At 71.5% G+C, this 16,586-nt stretch carries 16 protein-coding genes; 6 read left to right on the top strand and 10 right to left on the bottom strand.

Annotation, left to right across the window (positions count from 1 at the left end):
- Positions 1-98: 98 nt before the first annotated feature.
- Together BA062_RS00120 and BA062_RS00125 are read left to right on the top strand one after the other, a co-directional pair.
- Positions 99-1,163 carry an NAD/NADP-dependent octopine/nopaline dehydrogenase family protein gene (locus BA062_RS00120; protein ID WP_110333950.1) on the top strand — a complete coding sequence of 355 codons (1,065 nt, stop codon included), beginning with the start codon at positions 99-101 and terminating at the stop codon, positions 1,161-1,163.
- Positions 1,160-2,149 carry an LLM class flavin-dependent oxidoreductase gene (locus BA062_RS00125; RefSeq protein WP_110333951.1) on the top strand — a complete coding sequence of 330 codons (990 nt, stop codon included), beginning with the start codon at positions 1,160-1,162 and terminating at the stop codon, positions 2,147-2,149. The genes BA062_RS00120 and BA062_RS00125 overlap by 4 nt, the downstream gene beginning before the upstream one ends.
- A gap of 59 nt (positions 2,150-2,208) precedes the next feature.
- Here BA062_RS00125 and BA062_RS00130 read toward each other — a convergent pair whose 3' ends face one another.
- From BA062_RS00130 to BA062_RS00165, 8 genes are all read right to left on the bottom strand, one after another.
- Complete coding sequence (locus BA062_RS00130) at positions 2,209-3,438, bottom strand: phenylacetate--CoA ligase family protein (RefSeq protein WP_110333952.1); 1,230 nt, start codon at positions 3,436-3,438, stop codon at positions 2,209-2,211.
- 4 nt (positions 3,439-3,442) lie between these two features.
- Entirely contained in the window at positions 3,443-4,660 is a 1,218-nt protein-coding gene (locus BA062_RS00135) for a cytochrome P450 (protein ID WP_110333953.1), read from the bottom strand.
- Positions 4,661-4,723: 63 nt separating this feature from the next.
- Positions 4,724-5,494, bottom strand: coding sequence for an IclR family transcriptional regulator (locus tag BA062_RS00140; RefSeq protein WP_210406714.1), 771 nt, complete (start codon positions 5,492-5,494; stop codon positions 4,724-4,726).
- The gene (locus BA062_RS00145; RefSeq protein ID WP_210406715.1) at positions 5,491-6,276 is read right to left on the bottom strand and encodes an alpha/beta fold hydrolase; all 786 of its coding nucleotides are present in this window, start codon (positions 6,274-6,276) and stop codon (positions 5,491-5,493) included. Before BA062_RS00145 ends, BA062_RS00140 begins: the two co-directional genes overlap by 4 nt.
- The gene (locus BA062_RS00150; protein ID WP_110333954.1) at positions 6,273-7,130 is read right to left on the bottom strand and encodes an alpha/beta fold hydrolase; all 858 of its coding nucleotides are present in this window, start codon (positions 7,128-7,130) and stop codon (positions 6,273-6,275) included. The genes BA062_RS00145 and BA062_RS00150 overlap by 4 nt, the downstream gene beginning before the upstream one ends.
- Complete coding sequence (locus BA062_RS00155) at positions 7,127-8,077, bottom strand: DODA-type extradiol aromatic ring-opening family dioxygenase (protein ID WP_110333955.1); 951 nt, start codon at positions 8,075-8,077, stop codon at positions 7,127-7,129. Before BA062_RS00155 ends, BA062_RS00150 begins: the two co-directional genes overlap by 4 nt.
- Positions 8,074-9,369 (bottom strand): M20 family metallopeptidase, encoded by a 1,296-nt coding sequence (locus BA062_RS00160; RefSeq protein ID WP_110333956.1) that lies wholly within the window; start codon positions 9,367-9,369, stop codon positions 8,074-8,076. Before BA062_RS00160 ends, BA062_RS00155 begins: the two co-directional genes overlap by 4 nt.
- 103 nt (positions 9,370-9,472) lie before the next feature.
- On the bottom strand, positions 9,473-10,657 hold the full coding sequence (locus BA062_RS00165; RefSeq protein WP_110333957.1) for an aromatic ring-hydroxylating oxygenase subunit alpha: 1,185 nt from the start codon (positions 10,655-10,657) through the stop codon (positions 9,473-9,475).
- Between the two features lie 137 nt (positions 10,658-10,794).
- On the opposite strand from BA062_RS00165, the gene BA062_RS00170 reads away from it, so the two are divergent.
- From BA062_RS00170 to BA062_RS00185, 4 genes are all read left to right on the top strand, one after another.
- A complete protein-coding gene (locus BA062_RS00170; protein ID WP_110333958.1) occupies positions 10,795-11,652 on the top strand; it encodes an alpha/beta fold hydrolase in 858 nt (285 codons plus the stop codon).
- Between the two features lie 199 nt (positions 11,653-11,851).
- On the top strand, positions 11,852-13,342 hold the full coding sequence (locus BA062_RS00175) for a dihydrolipoyl dehydrogenase family protein (protein WP_210406716.1): 1,491 nt from the start codon (positions 11,852-11,854) through the stop codon (positions 13,340-13,342).
- A 61-nt stretch (positions 13,343-13,403) separates the two neighbouring features.
- Positions 13,404-14,606 (top strand): serine hydrolase, encoded by a 1,203-nt coding sequence (locus tag BA062_RS00180; RefSeq protein WP_168213844.1) that lies wholly within the window; start codon positions 13,404-13,406, stop codon positions 14,604-14,606.
- Positions 14,607-14,633: 27 nt separating this feature from the next.
- Positions 14,634-15,488 (top strand): SDR family NAD(P)-dependent oxidoreductase, encoded by an 855-nt coding sequence (locus BA062_RS00185; protein ID WP_110333960.1) that lies wholly within the window; start codon positions 14,634-14,636, stop codon positions 15,486-15,488.
- A 9-nt stretch (positions 15,489-15,497) separates the two neighbouring features.
- On the opposite strand, the gene BA062_RS39685 is transcribed toward BA062_RS00185, so the two are convergent.
- Together BA062_RS39685 and BA062_RS00190 are read right to left on the bottom strand one after the other, a co-directional pair.
- Positions 15,498-15,665 carry a hypothetical protein gene (locus BA062_RS39685; protein ID WP_168213845.1) on the bottom strand — a complete coding sequence of 56 codons (168 nt, stop codon included), beginning with the start codon at positions 15,663-15,665 and terminating at the stop codon, positions 15,498-15,500.
- 67 nt (positions 15,666-15,732) lie between these two features.
- Positions 15,733-16,380, bottom strand: coding sequence for a YdcF family protein (locus BA062_RS00190; protein ID WP_110333961.1), 648 nt, complete (start codon positions 16,378-16,380; stop codon positions 15,733-15,735).
- Between the last annotated feature and the right edge of the window lie 206 nt (positions 16,381-16,586).

The raw sequence follows: 16,586 nt of genomic DNA on the forward strand, positions 1-16,586 counted from the left end.
GGCCGGTCAGGTCTGGTGAGCGGACTCTCGGGCTTGCCCGTTTCGGGGGTTGGGGGTCTACTGCGGGCGGGAGGGTCACTGAGGCTGGAGGTACGCGCGTGATCGTCACGGTTCTTGGCGGTGGGAACGGGTCGCACGCGGCGGTGGTGGACCTCTCCCTCGGCGGGCACGACGTGCGCTGGTGGAGGCGCTCCGCGCCGTTCCCCGACGGTGGCCGCCTGAGGTACCGCACCCACGACGACGCGGGCGAGGTCACCCCCGCGCTGGTCACCCACGACCTCGGCGCCGCCGTCAAGGGCGCCGACCTGATCGTCGCGCCGGTACCCGCCACCGCCCAGCCGGAACTGCTCGACGCGCTCACGCCGCTGCTCGCACCCGGCCAGGCCGTCGCGTTCACCCCCGGCACGTTCGGTACCTGGCTCGGCGCGAAACGCAGGCCCGACGTCGCCTTCCTCGAAACCGGCACCCTGCCCTACCTCACCCGGGTCACCGCACCCGGCGAGGTGAGCATCCCCGTGATCTCCGGCAACCTGCCCGTCGGCTCCATTCCCGGCACCGGCGCACTCGCGGACGACGCGCACGCCCGCTTCGCCGCCGCGTACCCGATGGCCGTGCGGCTGGCCGACGGGCTGGACGCGGCGCTCAGCAACTGGGGTCCCGTGATCCACCCGCCGCTGATCGCCCACAACCTCGGCGCCATCGAGACCATCGCCGAGCGGTTCGACATCCACGCCGACGGCACGTCACCGTCCGTGCTCGCCACCACCCGCGCGCTCGACGCGGAGCGCATCGCGCTGCGCCGCGCGCTCGGCTTCGGCGAGCCGCACTGGCCGCTCACCGACTACTACGCGGGCCGCGACACCTCGATGTACCCGCCGGACGCGAAGGCGCGCCTGCTCGCGTCGGGCCTGTGGCGCGAGTCGGTGACCCTCGAACACCGCTACGTCGGCGAGGACATCCGCTGCGGTCTGGTCCTCAACGTCGCGCTCGCGCGCCTGGCCGGGGTCGAGGTGCCCGTCGGCGCCGCCATCCTGACGCTGGTGGGCACCGCGCTCGGCGAGGACCTGCTGGCCGAGGGCCGCAACCCGCGCTCGCTGGGCACGGAGGACCTGGACGAACTCCGCCGGAACGCCCGCGAGGGCATGACTATGCTCGCGGCGTGACGACCAACATGCGCTATCTCCTGCAGCTCCACGGAAATCTGCCGATCGAGACGTACCCGGCGGTCGCGGCACGAGCGGAGGAGCTCGGCTTCGAGGACGTCACGGTGCACGACGTGCTCCTGCGCAGGCCGGTGTGGCCGGTGCTGTGCGACATCGCGCGCGCGACGTCCCGCATCCAGGTCGGCCCGAACGTCACCCACCCCTACCTGAGCCACCCGGTGCAGATCGCGGCGAACATCGCTCACCTCGACGAACTCTCCGGCGGACGCGCCGTGCTCGGCATCGGCCGCGGTTCCATGTACGAGCTGGTGGGCCAGACCAATCCGTCGACGCTCAAGGGCGTCCGCGAGGCCGTCGACGTCATCCGCGCCGTGATCACCGGCGACGGCTCCGAGTACCACGGCGACGTGTTCCAGCTGGGCAAGTCGGCGAAGCTGCACTTCGGCACCGGCCGCCGCGTGCCGGTGTACCTCGGCGCGCACGGCCCGAAGGGCGCGCGCCTCGCGGGTGCGCATTGCGAGGGCCTTCGCCTTGCGGCGCAGTGGGACCCGGCGTACTCGACGATGCTGCGCGAGGAGTTCCACGCGGGCGCCGAGGAGGCGGGCCGCTCGCGTTCGGACGTGGACTTCGTGGTGGAGAACTGGACCTACGTGCACCCCGACCGCGAGCTGGCCCGGCAGGGCGCGCGGCGCATCATGGCGACGTTCCTGCCGCACCTTGGCCCGCTGCTGAAGTTCCACGACGTGCCGCAGGCGGAGGTCGACGCCGCCCGCGCCGCGACGCGCGACGGGCAGACCGAGCGGCTCGCCGAGATCAGCGACCGGACGCTGGACCTCTTCATGGCGGCGGGTGACCTGAACGACCTCGTGGCCGGGCTGAAGCGCTGGCGGGAGGCCGGGTTCGACGCGGTGTCCTTCAGCGGCGAGCTGGGCCCCGAGCCGGAGGTCGCACTGGAGCTGCTGGGCGAGGCCATCAAGTCAGCCTGACCGCACATGCAGTGATGCGGTACTGCAGTGAAGGCCACCTTCACTGCAGTCGGGCCCGCCTAGAGGTCGCGGTGGTCGAAGACCCGCTTCGTCTTGCCTGCGTTGCGAGGGAGGGTGCCCATCGGCACCAGGTCCACGTCGACGCGGATCCCGATCTGCGCCTGGAACCGTTCGGCCAGCTCGGCGGCCAGGCCCTGGCGGTCGCCGCCCTCCACGCGGATGGTCAGCGAGTCGCGGCCGGACTCGTCGCGGTCGACGTGCGCCTGGAACTCCGAGCCCGCGCCCTCGACCTCGGCGAGCACGGTGTCGACCTGGGCGGGCAGGAAGATCACGCCGCGCACCTTCACCTGGTCGTCGGAGCGGCCCTCGATACGACCGATACGCGGGTACGGGCTGCCGCACGGGCACGGCTCGGCATAGCGGAAGGACAGGTCACGCGTGCGGTAGCGCACGAGCGGGGTGGCCTCCTTGGTCAGGGTCGTCACCACCACCTCGCCGGGGGTTCCGTGCGGCACCGGTTCCAGCGTCTCCGGGTCGACGATCTCGACGTGGTAGTGGTCCGACCACACGTGCATGCCGTCGTGCAGCGAGCACTCGATGCCGGTGCCCGGTCCCCACAGCTCGGTCATGCCGTAGATGTCGAACGTCTCGATGCCGAGCCCGGACTCGATCCGCCTGCGGGTGGCATCGCCCCAGCGCTCGGAGCCGATCACGCCGACGCGCAGGGACAGCTCGTCGCGCAGGCCCTCGCGCTCCACCAGCTCGGCGATGAGCAGCGCGAACGACGACGTCGCGCCGAACACGGTCGTCCCGGCCTCGCGCATCAGCTCCAGCTGCAGGTCGGTGTTGCCGGGCCCGCTCGGCACGGTCATGGCGCCCAGCCGCTCCGCGCCGGCCTGGAAGCCGACGCCCGCGGTCCACATCCCGTAGCCGACCATCAGCTGCACCCGGTCGGCCTCGGTCACACCGGCGAAGGAGTAGCAGCGGGCGAACATCTCGGCCCAGTCGTCGAGGTCCTTGGCCGAGTAGGCGCAGATCGTGCGCCTGCCCGTGGTGCCCGACGAGGAGTGGATGCGCACGATCCGCTCGGCCGGCAGGGCCGCGTAGTCGAGGAACGGCGTTTCACGCAGCTCGTGCTTGGTGGTGAACGGCAGCCCCGCGAAGTCCTCGGCGCTGCGAACGGGCACGTCACCAAGCTTGGCCCGCAGGAACGCCGACCCCGTGCGAGCACGGTCCACCGCGTCGGCCAGCTCGGCCACCGGCGTGTCGAGCACGTCCACCCCGGTCATGCGCTCACCTCACCAGCAGGCGGTTGGGACCACGGAAGTCGAGCGTCGGCTGCCATTCGATGTCCTCCTCGGCGAGCCGCAACCGGGGGAACCGCTCGAACACCAGCGGCAGCACCACCTCCATCTCGGCGCGCGCGAGCGCGGCGCCGAGGCAGAAGTGCATGCCGTGCGAGAACGCCAGGTGCCCCTTCGCCTCGCGCGTGATGTCGAACCGGTCGGGGTCTTCGAACACGTCGGGGTCGCGGTTGGCGGCGCCGAGCAGCAGGATCACGGGCTGTCCCCGGTTGAGGTCCAGTCCGCACAGCTCGCGGTCGCGGTCGGCGATCCTGGCCGCGATCTGCACCGGCCCCTCGAAGCGCAGCATCTCCTCGGTGGCGGAGCCCAGCAGCGAGTGGTCGCCGCGCAGCAGCTCCAGCTGGTCGGGGTGGCGCAGCAGCGCGAGCAGGCCGTTGCTCAGCATGTTGGTGGCGGTCTCGTGGCCCGCGGTCATGAGGAACAACGCGTTGGCGTACAGCTCGTTCTCGGTGAGCCGCTCGCCCTCGTCAACGGCCTCGATCATGGCGCTGAGCAGGTCCGGACCAGGAGCGTTGCGGCGCTGCTCCACCAGCCGGGACAAGAGTTCCCGCATCCGCAGCGCGCTGTCGGACGCCCGCCGCGCCAGCTCCGGTGTGATGCGGCCGGAGCCGACCACGAGCACCAGGTCGAGTGCCCAGCCCTGGAACGCCTCGTGCTCCTCCTCGGGGATGCCGAGCAGCGCGGACACCACGAGCGCGGGCATCGGGTACATGAGCCCACGGTGCAGGTCGAACGCGTCGCCTTCGGCGGGCAGGCCGTCGAGCAGCGACCGCGTGAGCTTCTCGATCGCGGGCTTGGCCTGGGCCACCATGCGCGGGGTGAACGCCTTGAGCAGCAGCCTGCGCAGTCGCCGGTGGTCGGGCGGGTCGGAGAACACGACGATGTCGCGCATCGTCTCCTCCAGCGGCGCGGCCTCGCGCCTGGCCTCCTCCGGCAGGGGCCGCAGGATCGCCGAGACGCGGTCGGAGCTGAGGTCGCGGTCATAGAGTGCCTCGCGCACGTCGGCGTAGCGGAACAGGAACCGCCCCGTCGGCAGCCCCGCGTCGGCGGCGGCCCGGATCTCGGAGTAGATCGCGTAGGGGTCGGCGAGCCCCTCCGGGCTGAGCAGCCTGCGGATCACCGAGGTGACGGACCAATCGTCGCTCATTCGCAAACCCTTCAACTACTGGTGCGGCGGCGTCAACAGCGCGGGTCCGGGCACCGGACCCGCTCAGCGGGTCGCGCGCAGCGTGCGGGCGATGCCGTTCGCCGCGGTGCGCAGCGCGCCGGCCACCTGCGCGGCGTTCATGCGCGTGGTCGGCGCGGTGACCGACAGCGCGCCGATGGGGCTGCCGTCGACGTCCGGGACGGGCACGGCCGTGCTGGCGTAGCCGAGGCGGGTCTCCTCCCACTCGGTGGCGATGCCGCGCTCGCGGATCTTGTCGAGCTGCCCGCGCAGTACGGCGGACGACGTGATGGTGTGCCTGGTCAGCGGGCGCAGGCCCTTGGCGACGACCTCGGCGAACAACTCGTCGGGGGCGTGGGCGAGCAGCATCTTGCCGGTCGCCGTGCAGTACATCGGGAGCCTGCCCGCCACCCGCGACTGCTCGCTGAGGCCCCGGTGCACCACGATCTTCTCCAGGTACAGCACCTCGGTGCCGTGGCGGATCGCGAAGTGCACGGTCTCCTGCGTCGCGAGCAGCAGGTCCTCCATGTACGGCAGCGCGGCGTCGCGCACGATCCGCTGCCTCGGCACGCGGTGGCCGATCTCGAACAGCTTGAGCCCGAGCCGGTAGCCGGTGCCCGCTCGCTCGAGCAGGCCCCACGCCAGCAGCTCCTGCGCGAGCCGGTGCACGCTGGCCTTGGCGACCCCGGTGCGGCGGACCAGGTCGGTCAGCGACAGCGACTCATCGTCGACCGTGAAGGCCTCGATGATCAGCTGCGCCTTGCCGAGCACCGAGTTCATCGTGGTGGTGGGGCCCGGCGGCGAAACGACAGTCATGTCAGGAACCTCGCGATCACTCGCACGACCTCTTCGGCATGCTCCTCCATCAACGGAACCATGCCGCCCTCGACAATCACCACCTTCGCGTTGTTCAGGCGCGATGACAATGCGCCGAGCTGAGGAAACGCGTGCGGATCGGCCGAGGCGCCGATACAGAGCGCGGGCGCGGAGACCTTGCCGATGCGCTCCTCCATGCGGTATTGGCCCACCGCGTGGTGACCGGCCTCGACGTCGTCGCCGAGCACGAGCGCGTCGCGCACGAACCGCGTGAGCAGGTCTGGCCTGCCCTTCGGATAGAAGGCCTGCCTGCGCCGCCACAACGTCGCCAGGTGCTCGCCGTCCTCACTCACGGGCACGTGGTCGATCGGGGGCCGCGTGGCACGGGCCTCGCGGGAGGCCGCGTCGACCCACGGCGTCGACGAGAGCACGAGCCGCTCGACCCGCTCCGGCGCCGACGCCGCGACCTCGATCGCCACGACCCCGCCCGTGTGGTGGCCGACGAGCGACACGCGGTCCAGACCGAGCGCGTCGAGGAACTCCAGCACCGCGGCGGCGTAGTGCTCGATGCCGTGCTCGGCGGGCGGCGCCGAGCGGCCGAACCCCGCGGTGTCCATCGCGATCGCCCGGTGTGTGGCGCCGAGCAGCGGCAGCACCTCGCGGTACTCGTCCCACGAGCGGGGCGTCTGGTGCAGCAGCACCACGGGCTCGCCCGTGCCGCACTCGGCGTAGTGCAGCTGCCCGAGCGAGGAGTCGGCGTAGCCGAACCGGATTCCGGTCACGACGCCTCGGCGAGAAATTCGAGGCTCAGCGGGTTGTAGCGGTCGGCCTGCTCGTGCTGGGGCCAGTGCCCGCACTCGGGGAAGATCTCCAGCCGGGCACCGGGGATCGCGTCGGCGATCGCGTGCGCCTCGGGCACGTCGCCGAAGGGGTTCTTGTTGCCCCACACCACGAGCGTCGGCGCGCTGATCCTCGCCATGCGCTCGGGGCGCAGGAGGTTGCGCTCACGCGTCTCGGTCTCCTGCAGCGCCAGGAGGTTGTGCAGGTTCTTCTGGAACTCCGGCCGGTGGTAGATGTCGTAGCGCACCTCGGTGAGCTCGTCGCCGAGGTCGTCGTCCCACTCTGCCCACAGCAGCCGCAGCCGCTTGCGGGTGAGCTCGATGTCGTCCTCCAGCGACGCCGCGGTGGTGGACGTCTTGAGCCGCTGCATCACCTCGGGGTTGACCTTGGTGCCGCCCATGCACAGCAGCTGCAGCGTCGCGACGCGCTCGGGGTGCTCGCTCGCCGTCCACGCAGCGACCCAGCCGCCGAGGGACTCGCCGACGAGGTGGGCCTTCTTCGCCCCCACGGCGTCGAGATAGGCGAGCAGGTGCTCGACGTAGGCCGGGATCTCACCGGGCTTGTCGGGCTTGTCGGTGTAGCCGTGGCCGAGCATGTCGATGGCGTGGCAGCGGTAGCGCCGCGCGTGCGGCCCGATGTTGCGGACGAACGCCTCGAGGTGGCCGGTGGTGCCGTGCAGGAACACCACGTGCTCACCGTCCTCGGGGCCTGCCTGCAACGCGCGCGTACGGATGCCGCCCGCGTCCACATAGGCCTGCCGGAAGTCCACATCGGCCAGTTCGGTCCAGATCGTCACGCGTCACTCCTCGTTGCCGGGTCGAGAACGGCGACCCCCATGCCCGTCAGCCACTCGGGGATCACCTCGTACGACAGTCGCCTCGCGGGCACGTGGTCGAGCGCGGCGGCCATCGCGAGCCACGTGCGGATCTCCTGCGCGCCGTTGCCCGCGACCTCCTCGAGCCGCTCGGTGCTCCAGTCGGTGAGGCGGTGCGCCTCGCCCTTCTCCAGCAGGCTCAGGAACTCGTCGTCGAACTCGGGGTTGATCGCCGCGCTCGCCGCGCGGATGATCTCGCGCCTGCGGGCGTCGTAGTCCTGCCAGTTGTCCCGGCCGTCGAGCCAGGCGCGGACCATGAACTCCTCGTCGTCGCCCCTCGGGTCGCGCCAGTCGGGCCACGGCAGCCGGTGCGAGAGCCCGCCGGAGGCGAGCACGGCGACGCGGCGGTCGTCCTCGAACCCGAGCACGGCCTCGCGCACGGCGGCGCCGAGGTCGGCGCACCTGGCGAGCGTGGGCAGCGGGTGCGCGAAAACGTTGACCACCACGGGCACGATCTCCACGTCGAGCCCGGCGAGCAGGTACTGGATGGCGTGCGACTGGCCGTGGTCGATCTGCAGCCGGGCCGAGAACGCGGCGTCGAACCGGCCGCCCTCCACCAGCGAGTTGGCGACGTGCCGGGCGAGCGGGACGTCCACGGGCTGCGGGCCCTTCGGTGTGCCGGACTCGCCGCTGGCGACGCATTCGCCGACGCCGATCGTGAAGCTGGGGATGAGGTCGAGCCAGAAGCCGCGGAAGTGGTTGGAGCCGATGATCACGGCGGTGTCGGGAGCGGCGGCGGCCAACTCGTCCCGTGCGGTGTGGAGCGCGTCGCGGAACCGCTCCGCCTCGGCCTTGTGGACCGTCTGCTCCCAATGGGTGTTCATGAGCGTGCTGTGTGACGCGCCCACGCCGAGCACGATCTCCGTCATAGCCCCACCTCGCTTCGCGACCTCGTCGTCGTGTCGACGGCCGTCCGCACCAGCAGGCGGGTCAGCCGCACCATCTCGCGGACGTCCACGGTGTTCATGCCGAGTGAGAAGTCCTCGGCGGTATGAGCGACCTTGGGCATGCCGACGCGCACGGTCGGGATGCCCCGGTTGCGCAGGATGTTCGCGTCGGTGGCTCCGCTGTTGCCGCGGATCACCTCGTGCGGCCTGCCCTCGATCGCCTCCCACGCCGCGATGGCGCTGCGCGCGACCCACGATTCCGGCGGCGTGTGCGTGCCGGGGATGGCGAGCACCAGCTCGGCGCGAATGTCCTCGATGGACAGTTCGGCGCCGATCTTCGCCAGCGCGGCGAGGAGTTCCCGTTTGGCCGTCATGGGCGAGAACCCGGGCGGCAGGCGCAGGTCGGCGCGCAGGCGGCACGCGGCGGGCGTCGTGGCCGCCATGCGCCGCCAGCCGCCCTCGATCGACGAGACCACGCCCTGCGGGCTCACCGTGCCGCCGGTGTGCCGCTGGGCGAACTCGGCGAACCACTGCTCCAGCCGCACCGCGACCTCACCGGCGCGGGCGATCGCGTTGGCGTAGGGCAGCCGGTGGCGGGAGCCGACGTAGGTGTGGGTGCCGCCGACCTCGATGTCGAACCAGGCCAGGCCCACCTCCTCCCACGACACGGTCCAGCCCGGCTTGGCGATCACGGCGAAGTCGGTCCAGCCGCCCTGTTCCAGCAGGAACGAGCAGCCCGCGCCCTGCCCGGTGTTGCGGCGGGTACTCGCGGGCAGCGCGTTGGTGGGCATGCCGCCCGCGCCGAAGGCGACCACGAGATCACCGGTGAGCGGCACGCCCGCGGCGGCGATCGCCTCGGCGGCCATCGCCACGCACGCGGCATGGCCCTTGGGGTTCGAGGCGCCGAGGCCGGTGACGAAGTCGCCGTCGTGCCGGGCCTCGGCCCGCATGTCCTCGCGCAGCTCGGGGCCGATCCACGGCACGTCCTGCTCGGGATCGCCGGTGGTGAGGGTGTCGATGGGCGCGTAGAGCATGAGGTCGGGGCCGGTGCCGTCACCGCGCAGGCGGCCGAGCGCGTTGGCCTGGTGCTCGTCGATCGGCTGGGCCGAGGTGGGCACTCCGGCGGCGGTGAGCGTGCGCGCGAGGTGCTCGGCCAGCGGCGCCTCGAACCCGGTGGGGCTCGGCACGTCGACGAGGCCCGCGATCAGCTCGCGCAGGCGTTCCGGGGTGATGTGCCGGGACGCCTCGGCGACCCAGCCGTCCCGCTCGCTCACTGGTTGATCCGCCTGACCTGGGTGTTGGAACGGCGGGCCACCGCGCGCCACGCGAACGGAGCCGCCACGGCTGTGCCGCCCAAGACCAGCACCAAGACGATCCTCACGACGGCTCTCCCTTCAGCGCGGCCAGCTTCTGCTTGGTGGTGGACTCGGCGAGGTTGCGCCACGACGTGAGCGACACGTCGGGGCGGTAGAGCTTCTCCGGCGGCGCGTCGGTGACGTCGACCATCCACGCGTCCTGGCCGGAGAACTGCCCGTGGAACAGCCACCGGATCGCGCCCAGGTACTTCGCGTAGAAGCGCGCGGTCGCCACGCCCTTCAGGAAGTTGACCATCACGCCCACGTACCGGTGGTTGTCGGCGTCCACGGGCACGTAGAACTCGTAGTGGATGAACTTCGGGTACACGATCCGCAGCACGCCCGGCATGGACAGCGAGGCGAACCCGGGGAAGCCCTGCTTCTCGATCACCGGGTCGACCTTCTTCGGCGTGCCGGTGTTGCCGACGTTGAACGTGCCCTTCGGCGGGCGCAGCTTCCACCACCGCTTGCCGGTCCAGTGCCCGACGCCGGGGAAGTCGGCCTCCCAGTGCACCTCGTCCTGCACGCGGTAGATCCAGCGGCCCTCCGGCACCACGCGCGTGATGTTCCAGACCGGCATCGGCTTGAACAGCCGCCACAGCGACGTGCGGTGCAGGTACTTCGCGTGACCCTCGTCGAAGCCGTTCTCGCAGGCGAAGCGCCAGTTGCCCGCGCGGGGGTCGATGCGCCCGCCCATGACGAACGCGTTGCCGACCAGCTCCTCGGGCAGCTGCTCGTCGATCGGCGGCGCGGCCTCACCCGCCAGCGGCACGTACACCCACACCATGCCGAGCCGCTCCGCCACGGCGTAGGTCGGCACCCCGACCTTGCCGCGGATGGGCGAGTCGGGGCCGTCGGTGATGACCGCGCACAGCTTGCCGTTGGTGAGGTCGAACGTCCAGCCGTGGTACGGGCAGCTCACGGTGCCGGGAAACTGTTGGCTGCCCAGCGAGAGCGGAACGCCGCGGTGCGGGCAGCGGTCGTGCAGCGCGTACGCGGTGCCGTTGTCCCGGATCAGGGTGAGCTTCTCGCCGCAGATCGTGAACGCCTTCGGCTTGCCGGTGACGTGGCTCGACCAGGTCACGGGATACCAGTAGCCACGGAAGCCCTCGGCAGCTGCGTCGTAGTTGGGCCACGACGACCAGTCCTGGCGGCCCGGCAGCTTCGGCCGCGTGCGGGTGGCGCCCTCCTCGAGACGTCGTGTCATCGCGTCGTCCTCCCGAACGTTCCAAGCCTGTGCCGGGCATGATGGGCTCGCTCGCGCCGCCGTGACTACGCCTTCGGTTCGCTGAGCAGACCGCGGCCGTTGGAGCAGGGCCGGGTGCGGCGGCACGATCGGCGACCATGACGTCCACGGAGCCGTTCCAGAGTCGTTACGCCGAGGCCGACGGGGTGAAGTACCACTACCTGGAGGCGGGCGAGGGCACGAGGCCGGCCGTGTTCCTGCACGGTGGCGGCCCGGGCTGCACGGGCTGGTCCGACTTCGGCCCGGTGGCGCCGCTCTTCGCCGACGACCGCAAGTGCTACCTCGTCGACATCCTCCAGTACGGCCGCTCCGAGAAATGCGTGATCACGGGGCCGATGTGGGACTTCCACGCGGCCAAGACCGTCGCGCTGCTCGACACGCTCGGCATCGGACGCGCCGACCTCGTGTGCAACTCGTGGGGCGGCACGATCGCGCTGAACCTGGCGGCGAAGTACCCGTCGCGGGTCCGTTCGCTGGTGGTCACTGGGAGCATGCCGGTGTTCCACGGCCCGCTCGCGCCGCTGCCCGAGGGCGGACGGCGCGGCCGCAACGCGCGCGACGCCTACTACGGCGGCACGGGCCCGACGTGGGAGAAAATGCGGGAGCTGATGGCTCGCCTGGAGTGGTACGACGCCGAGGCGATCCCCGACTCGACCGTGACGATGCGTTACGAGCAGAGCCTCGACCCGGAGGAGATGGCGCTGGCGGCCGCGTCGGACAACCCGCGCGGCGAATGGCAGGACCTCTCGGCCGAACTGGGCCGCATCGAGGCGCCGGTGCTCTTCGCGTGGGGCATGCACGACGCGTTCCTCACGCCCGACTACCCGCTCATGCTGGCGCGCATGGTGCCGCGCGGGCAGCTCTACGTCATGGACCGAGCTGGCCACCACCTCCAGGAGGAACGGCCGGACGAGTACTACTCGGTGGTGACGGGCTTCCTCGACGCCCAGTACTAGGCACCCGCAGTACTAAGCACCCCTTCTGCAGTGAAGGCCACCTTCACTGCGCGGAATCAAACGCAGCGGCGCGCAGCGTCTCCGTTTGGGTGGTGGCGGGAGACGGGTGGGCGCAGGCATGGTGGCCTTCACTGCGGTTGGAGGGCACCTTGTGGTTCGCTGACGTCCGGAGCTTCCTACTGGACCTGAGGAGACCCGGATGGCCGCATCGGTGGACCCCGATCGCACGGAGTGGGACGTCATCGTTCTCGGCGGCGCGGCCGCGGGGGAGAACGCCGCCCAGTACGCGACGCAGTTCTCCGGCCTGAGCGCCGTGCTCGTGGAGGCCGCGCTGCTCGGTGGCGAGTGCTCCTACTGGGCGTGCATGCCGAGCAAGGGCCTGCTGCGGCCCGTGGAGCTGCGCGACGCGGCCCTGCACCTCCCCGGTACCGCGAAGCTGGCCGAGGCACCGCTCGACGTCGGCGAGGTGCTGGCCCGGCGCGACGCGATCGTGCACGACCTCGACGACACCTCCCAGATCGACTGGGCCCTCGGCGCCGGGATCGACGTCGTACGCGGCTACGGGCGGCTCACCGGCGAGCGGACGATCACCGTCACCGGCAGGGACGGCGCAACCAGGGACCTCACCGCCCGGCACGCCGTGGTGATCGACACCGGCTCCTCCGCGGCGATCCCGGACACCCCGGGGCTGCGGGACGCGCTGCCGTGGACCTCTCACGACGTCACGAACCTGCACGAGGTGCCCCGCCGGGTCGTGATCATCGGCGGCGGGGTGGTGGCGTGCGAGGCGGCGACGTGGCTGCGCGGGCTCGGCGTCGCCGAGCTGAGCGTGGTGTACCGGGGCGAGCGGCTGCTGCCGCGCCAGGAGCCCTTCGCCGGTGAGCTGGTGGCCGACAAGCTGCGTGCCGATGGCGTCCGCCTCTACGCGAACGGAGACGTCGCCTCCGTCGAGCGGCCGGACGCGCGCGACACGGGCGTCGGCCTGCCGCACGGCGGCGAGGTGCGGGTGACCCTCGGCGACGGCACCGTGCTCGTCGCCGACGAGCTCGTCGTGGCCACGGGCCGCACGCCCAACACCGGCGACATCGGGCTCGACGCCGTGGGCCTGAGCGCGGGCGGCTACCTCGGCGTGGACGACCGCCAGCAGGTGACCGGCGTCGACGGGCAGTGGCTCTACGCGATCGGCGACGTGTGCGGCAAGGCGCTGCTCACCCACATGGGCAAATATCAGGCACGGATCGTGGGCGAGGTGATCGCCGCCCGCGCGGAGGGCAGGGAGCCCGACGACGGCCTGAGCACCGCGACCGGCCACGCCGCGACACCACAGGTCACGTTCACCAACCCGGAGGTCGGCTCGGCCGGGCTCACCGAGCGGCAGGCCCGTGACGCCGGCATCGACGTGGAGACCGTTGAGTACGACATGGCCGCGCTCGCGGGCACCTACGTGCAGCGCGAGGACTACGCGGGCCGCGCCAAGCTGGTACTCGACCGCGCGAAGGACACGATCGTGGGGGCCACGTTCGTGGGGCCCGGCATCGCGGAGCTCGTGCACTCGGCGACGGTCGCGATCGTCGGCAAGGTGCCCCTGTCGGCGCTCTGGCACGCCGTGCCCAGCTACCCGACCGTGAGCGAGACGTGGCTGCGGCTGCACGAAACGCTCAACGCCGCTCGACGTTCGGCCGGAGCGTGATGCTGGTACAACCGTCCGAATGCGACGAAGACCCCTCCGTTCCCTCCTCTGTGGATCGCTCGTGGCGCTGCTGCTCGGCAGCGCCACGGCCGTGTCCGCGGCCGACGGGCTGGTGACCCACCACGATCTGACCGCACGCGCGCTCGCGAACTGGACCCACCGGCACCAGGACGAGGGCTACCGCCTCGTGCGCGTCGAAAGTCGCGAGACGCCACGGGGCACCCGCTACACCGCAACCTGGCGTGTGCAGGGCGACCGCAGGGACTGGCCGCTGCGCGAGCAGCTCGACGCGCGCATCTCCCACGAGCTCGCCACCACCGGCGTGCCCGGCATCGCCGTCGCCGTGATCGAGGGCGACCGGCTGCGCTACCTGCGTGGGTTCGGGCACGCGGACATCGACGACGACGTGTGGATGGACGGCACGATCGTCGGCCCGTACAACTCCGTCAGCAAGGCGATCGCGGGCGCGCTGACCTTCGACGTCGCCGAGGCGGGCCGGGGCACGCTCGACCTCACCGACCGCACGCGCGAGTACCTGCCCGAACTGCCCGCCCACCACACGCACACCGTCGGCGAGCTGCTGGACCTGCGCGGCTGCGTCGGCCACTACGCGCAGATCCCCGCGGCCACGTTCGACGAACCACCGTACGAGACGGCCCTCGCGGCCGTCGCCGAGTTCGCAGGCAGGCCACTCGTGTGCGAACCCGGCGAGCGCTGGTACTACAGCACACACAGCTACGCCGTGCTCGGGGCCGTGCTGGAGGCCCACCTCGGCGAACCGATCGGGGACATCGTGGACCAATGGGTCACGCGCGGGTACCGGCTGCCGAGCGTCCGCCCCATCGACCTCACCGACACCTCCGTGCGCAGGATGACCCTCTACACGGGCGACAACCGCGAGCTACGGCCTGCCGACTCGACGTACAAGGTGCTCGGCGGCGGGCTGGAGGGCTCGGTGCTCGACATGGCCCGCTTCGGACAGCGCATCGTGGACGGAGACGTCCTGGGCACGGCGGCACTCGATCGGATGCTCACGCCACCGGATCGGCTGAGCACCTACGCCTACGGCTGGACCACCGGCACCGAGCGAGGGCACCGGTTCGCCGACAAGGACGGCGCGTGGCCCGGAAGCCGCACCTACCTGCGGATCTACCCGGACGACGACATCGCGGTGGCAGTTCTGTCCAATCGGGAGAGCGGCGGGCACAGCCCCGTCCGGCTCGGTCGAGACATCGGGGCGCTCGTGCTCGGCCAGGTGGACTGACACTCAGCGGGTGTTCAACATGGAGCGATGGGCGTCCTCGAAGGCAAGGCGGTGGTGATCACCGGCGCCGGGCGCGGACTGGGCCGGGCCTACGCGATGCACGCGGCGGGCCACGGCGCGGCCGTCGTGGTGAACGATGTGGACGGTGAGCTGGCCGAGAAGGTCGCGGCCGGCATCGTCGCGTCGGGCGGGCTGGCACTGTCCAACGGCGACTCCGTCACCGGCTACGCCGGGGCGAGCGCGATCGTCGAGGCGTGCGTGGAACGGTTCGGCGCGCTCGACGGCCTGGTGAACAACGCGGGCCTGAACTACCAGGTGCCGCCGTGGGCCGACGATCCCGACCGGGTGCGTGCGCTGGTCGAGGTGAACGTGCTCGGCTCGCTGTACTGCGGCATGGCGGCGATCCCGGTGATGCGGCGGCAGGGCCACGGCGCGATCGTCAACATCGTGTCGGGCTCGATGCTGGGCAAGAGCAACGGGGCCGCCTACTCGGCGTCGAAGGGTGCCGTGGCCGCGGCGACCTACTCGTGGGCGACGGACCTCTCCGCCGAGGGCATCAGGGTCAACGCCGTGAGCCCGCTGGCCTGGACGCGGATGGTGGAGGCCGACGCCGTGGAACGCGAACGCCTCAGCCGCGACCACACCCCGGAGCGGGTGGCGCCGCTCGTGACGTACCTGCTGAGCGACCTGTCGTCGGGCATCACGGGCCAGGTCGTGCGCTCCACTGGCGACGCGCTGCACCTCGTGCGCCAGCCGGCCGTCAAGGAGCCCGTGCTGCGCCGCGAGACGTGGGAGGTGGAGGACATCGCGCGGGCGTTCGAGACCGAGTTCGCGGACGTGCTGGAACCACCGCCTGCGCAGCGCTGGCGGCTCCCGGGTTGAGCGTGGTGCTCAAGCGGGGGTGTGGCCGCTCTCCTCGTCGTCGGAGGGCATGACCTCCCTGGCGTCCTGCCGCTCGATCAGCTTCTCGTCGTCCCTCGCCGCGGCCTTGGCCTCGTCGATCAGCCGCTGCGACTCGGCGAGCTTGCTCTCGTCGGGGCCCCTCTTCTCCTCCGGCACGTCGCGCTCCCTTCCGAACCGGCGTCTGCCGCTCCGGGGCTTACCAGCGCACGGTGGGGGCAAACCTTCAGCGCACGAGGCGGCTGGTGAAGCCTGCGTCCACCAGCCGGGCGCACGCGTGCGACACGGTCGGGGGCACGTCCTGGGCGATGGCGAACCCGCGCCGGGCGTACTCGGTGATCCGCTGGGTGTCGCCGACCAGCATGTCGATCACCCTGCCTGCGTCGCCGATGCTCTCGATGTACTCGTCCAGCGACAGCGGCCGGGACGCGCACCGCACCTCCACATCGGGCCAGCGCTTCCTCGCCGTCGCGTACGCGCGCCGCTGCTGGTAGGGCTTGCAGACGAGCAGCACGGAGGAGACCTCGACGCCCTCGTCGGCGAGCAGGCGCCTGCTGAGGTCGATGTTGTCGCCGGTGTTGCGGGCGGCGGGCTCCACGAGGATCACGTCGTCGGGCACGCCCAGCTCCAGCGCATGCTCGCGATAGTGCACGGCCTCGCCGCGCGGGAAGCGGTCGATCGTGGTCGGCGCGTTGGCCCCGGTGAACACGACCAGCGGGAACAGACCCTGGTGGAACAGGCGTGCGGTGTGGGTGGCGACGCCGAGGTCGTGGCTGCCCAGCCCGATGCCCACGTCCGAGGGGCGCAGCTCGTGGCCGAGGTCGTGGTAGTCCCACAACGTCCGCACGTCGGCCCGGAGGGAGTCCGGGAGCATCGGGGTCCTCTTCGTCGGGTGTGCCGGGGTCCGGCCCAGTGTGGCAGGGCCTGCGGCGTCGGCGTAGACCGCGGGCGAGCTGCGAACTTTGCCGGGAGCACGGCAGGAGGTTGCAGCGGGGAATACCGGCGTCGACGATTCAGCGAACTCCCGATCAGCACGCGTTCGGCGCAGTACGCGACAGAAAGTCGTTCACGGGTAACCGG

Origin of the sequence: Prauserella flavalba (genome assembly GCF_003202235.1) — a bacterium.
Taxonomy (GTDB): Bacteria; Actinomycetota; Actinomycetes; order Mycobacteriales; family Pseudonocardiaceae; genus Prauserella_A; species Prauserella_A flavalba.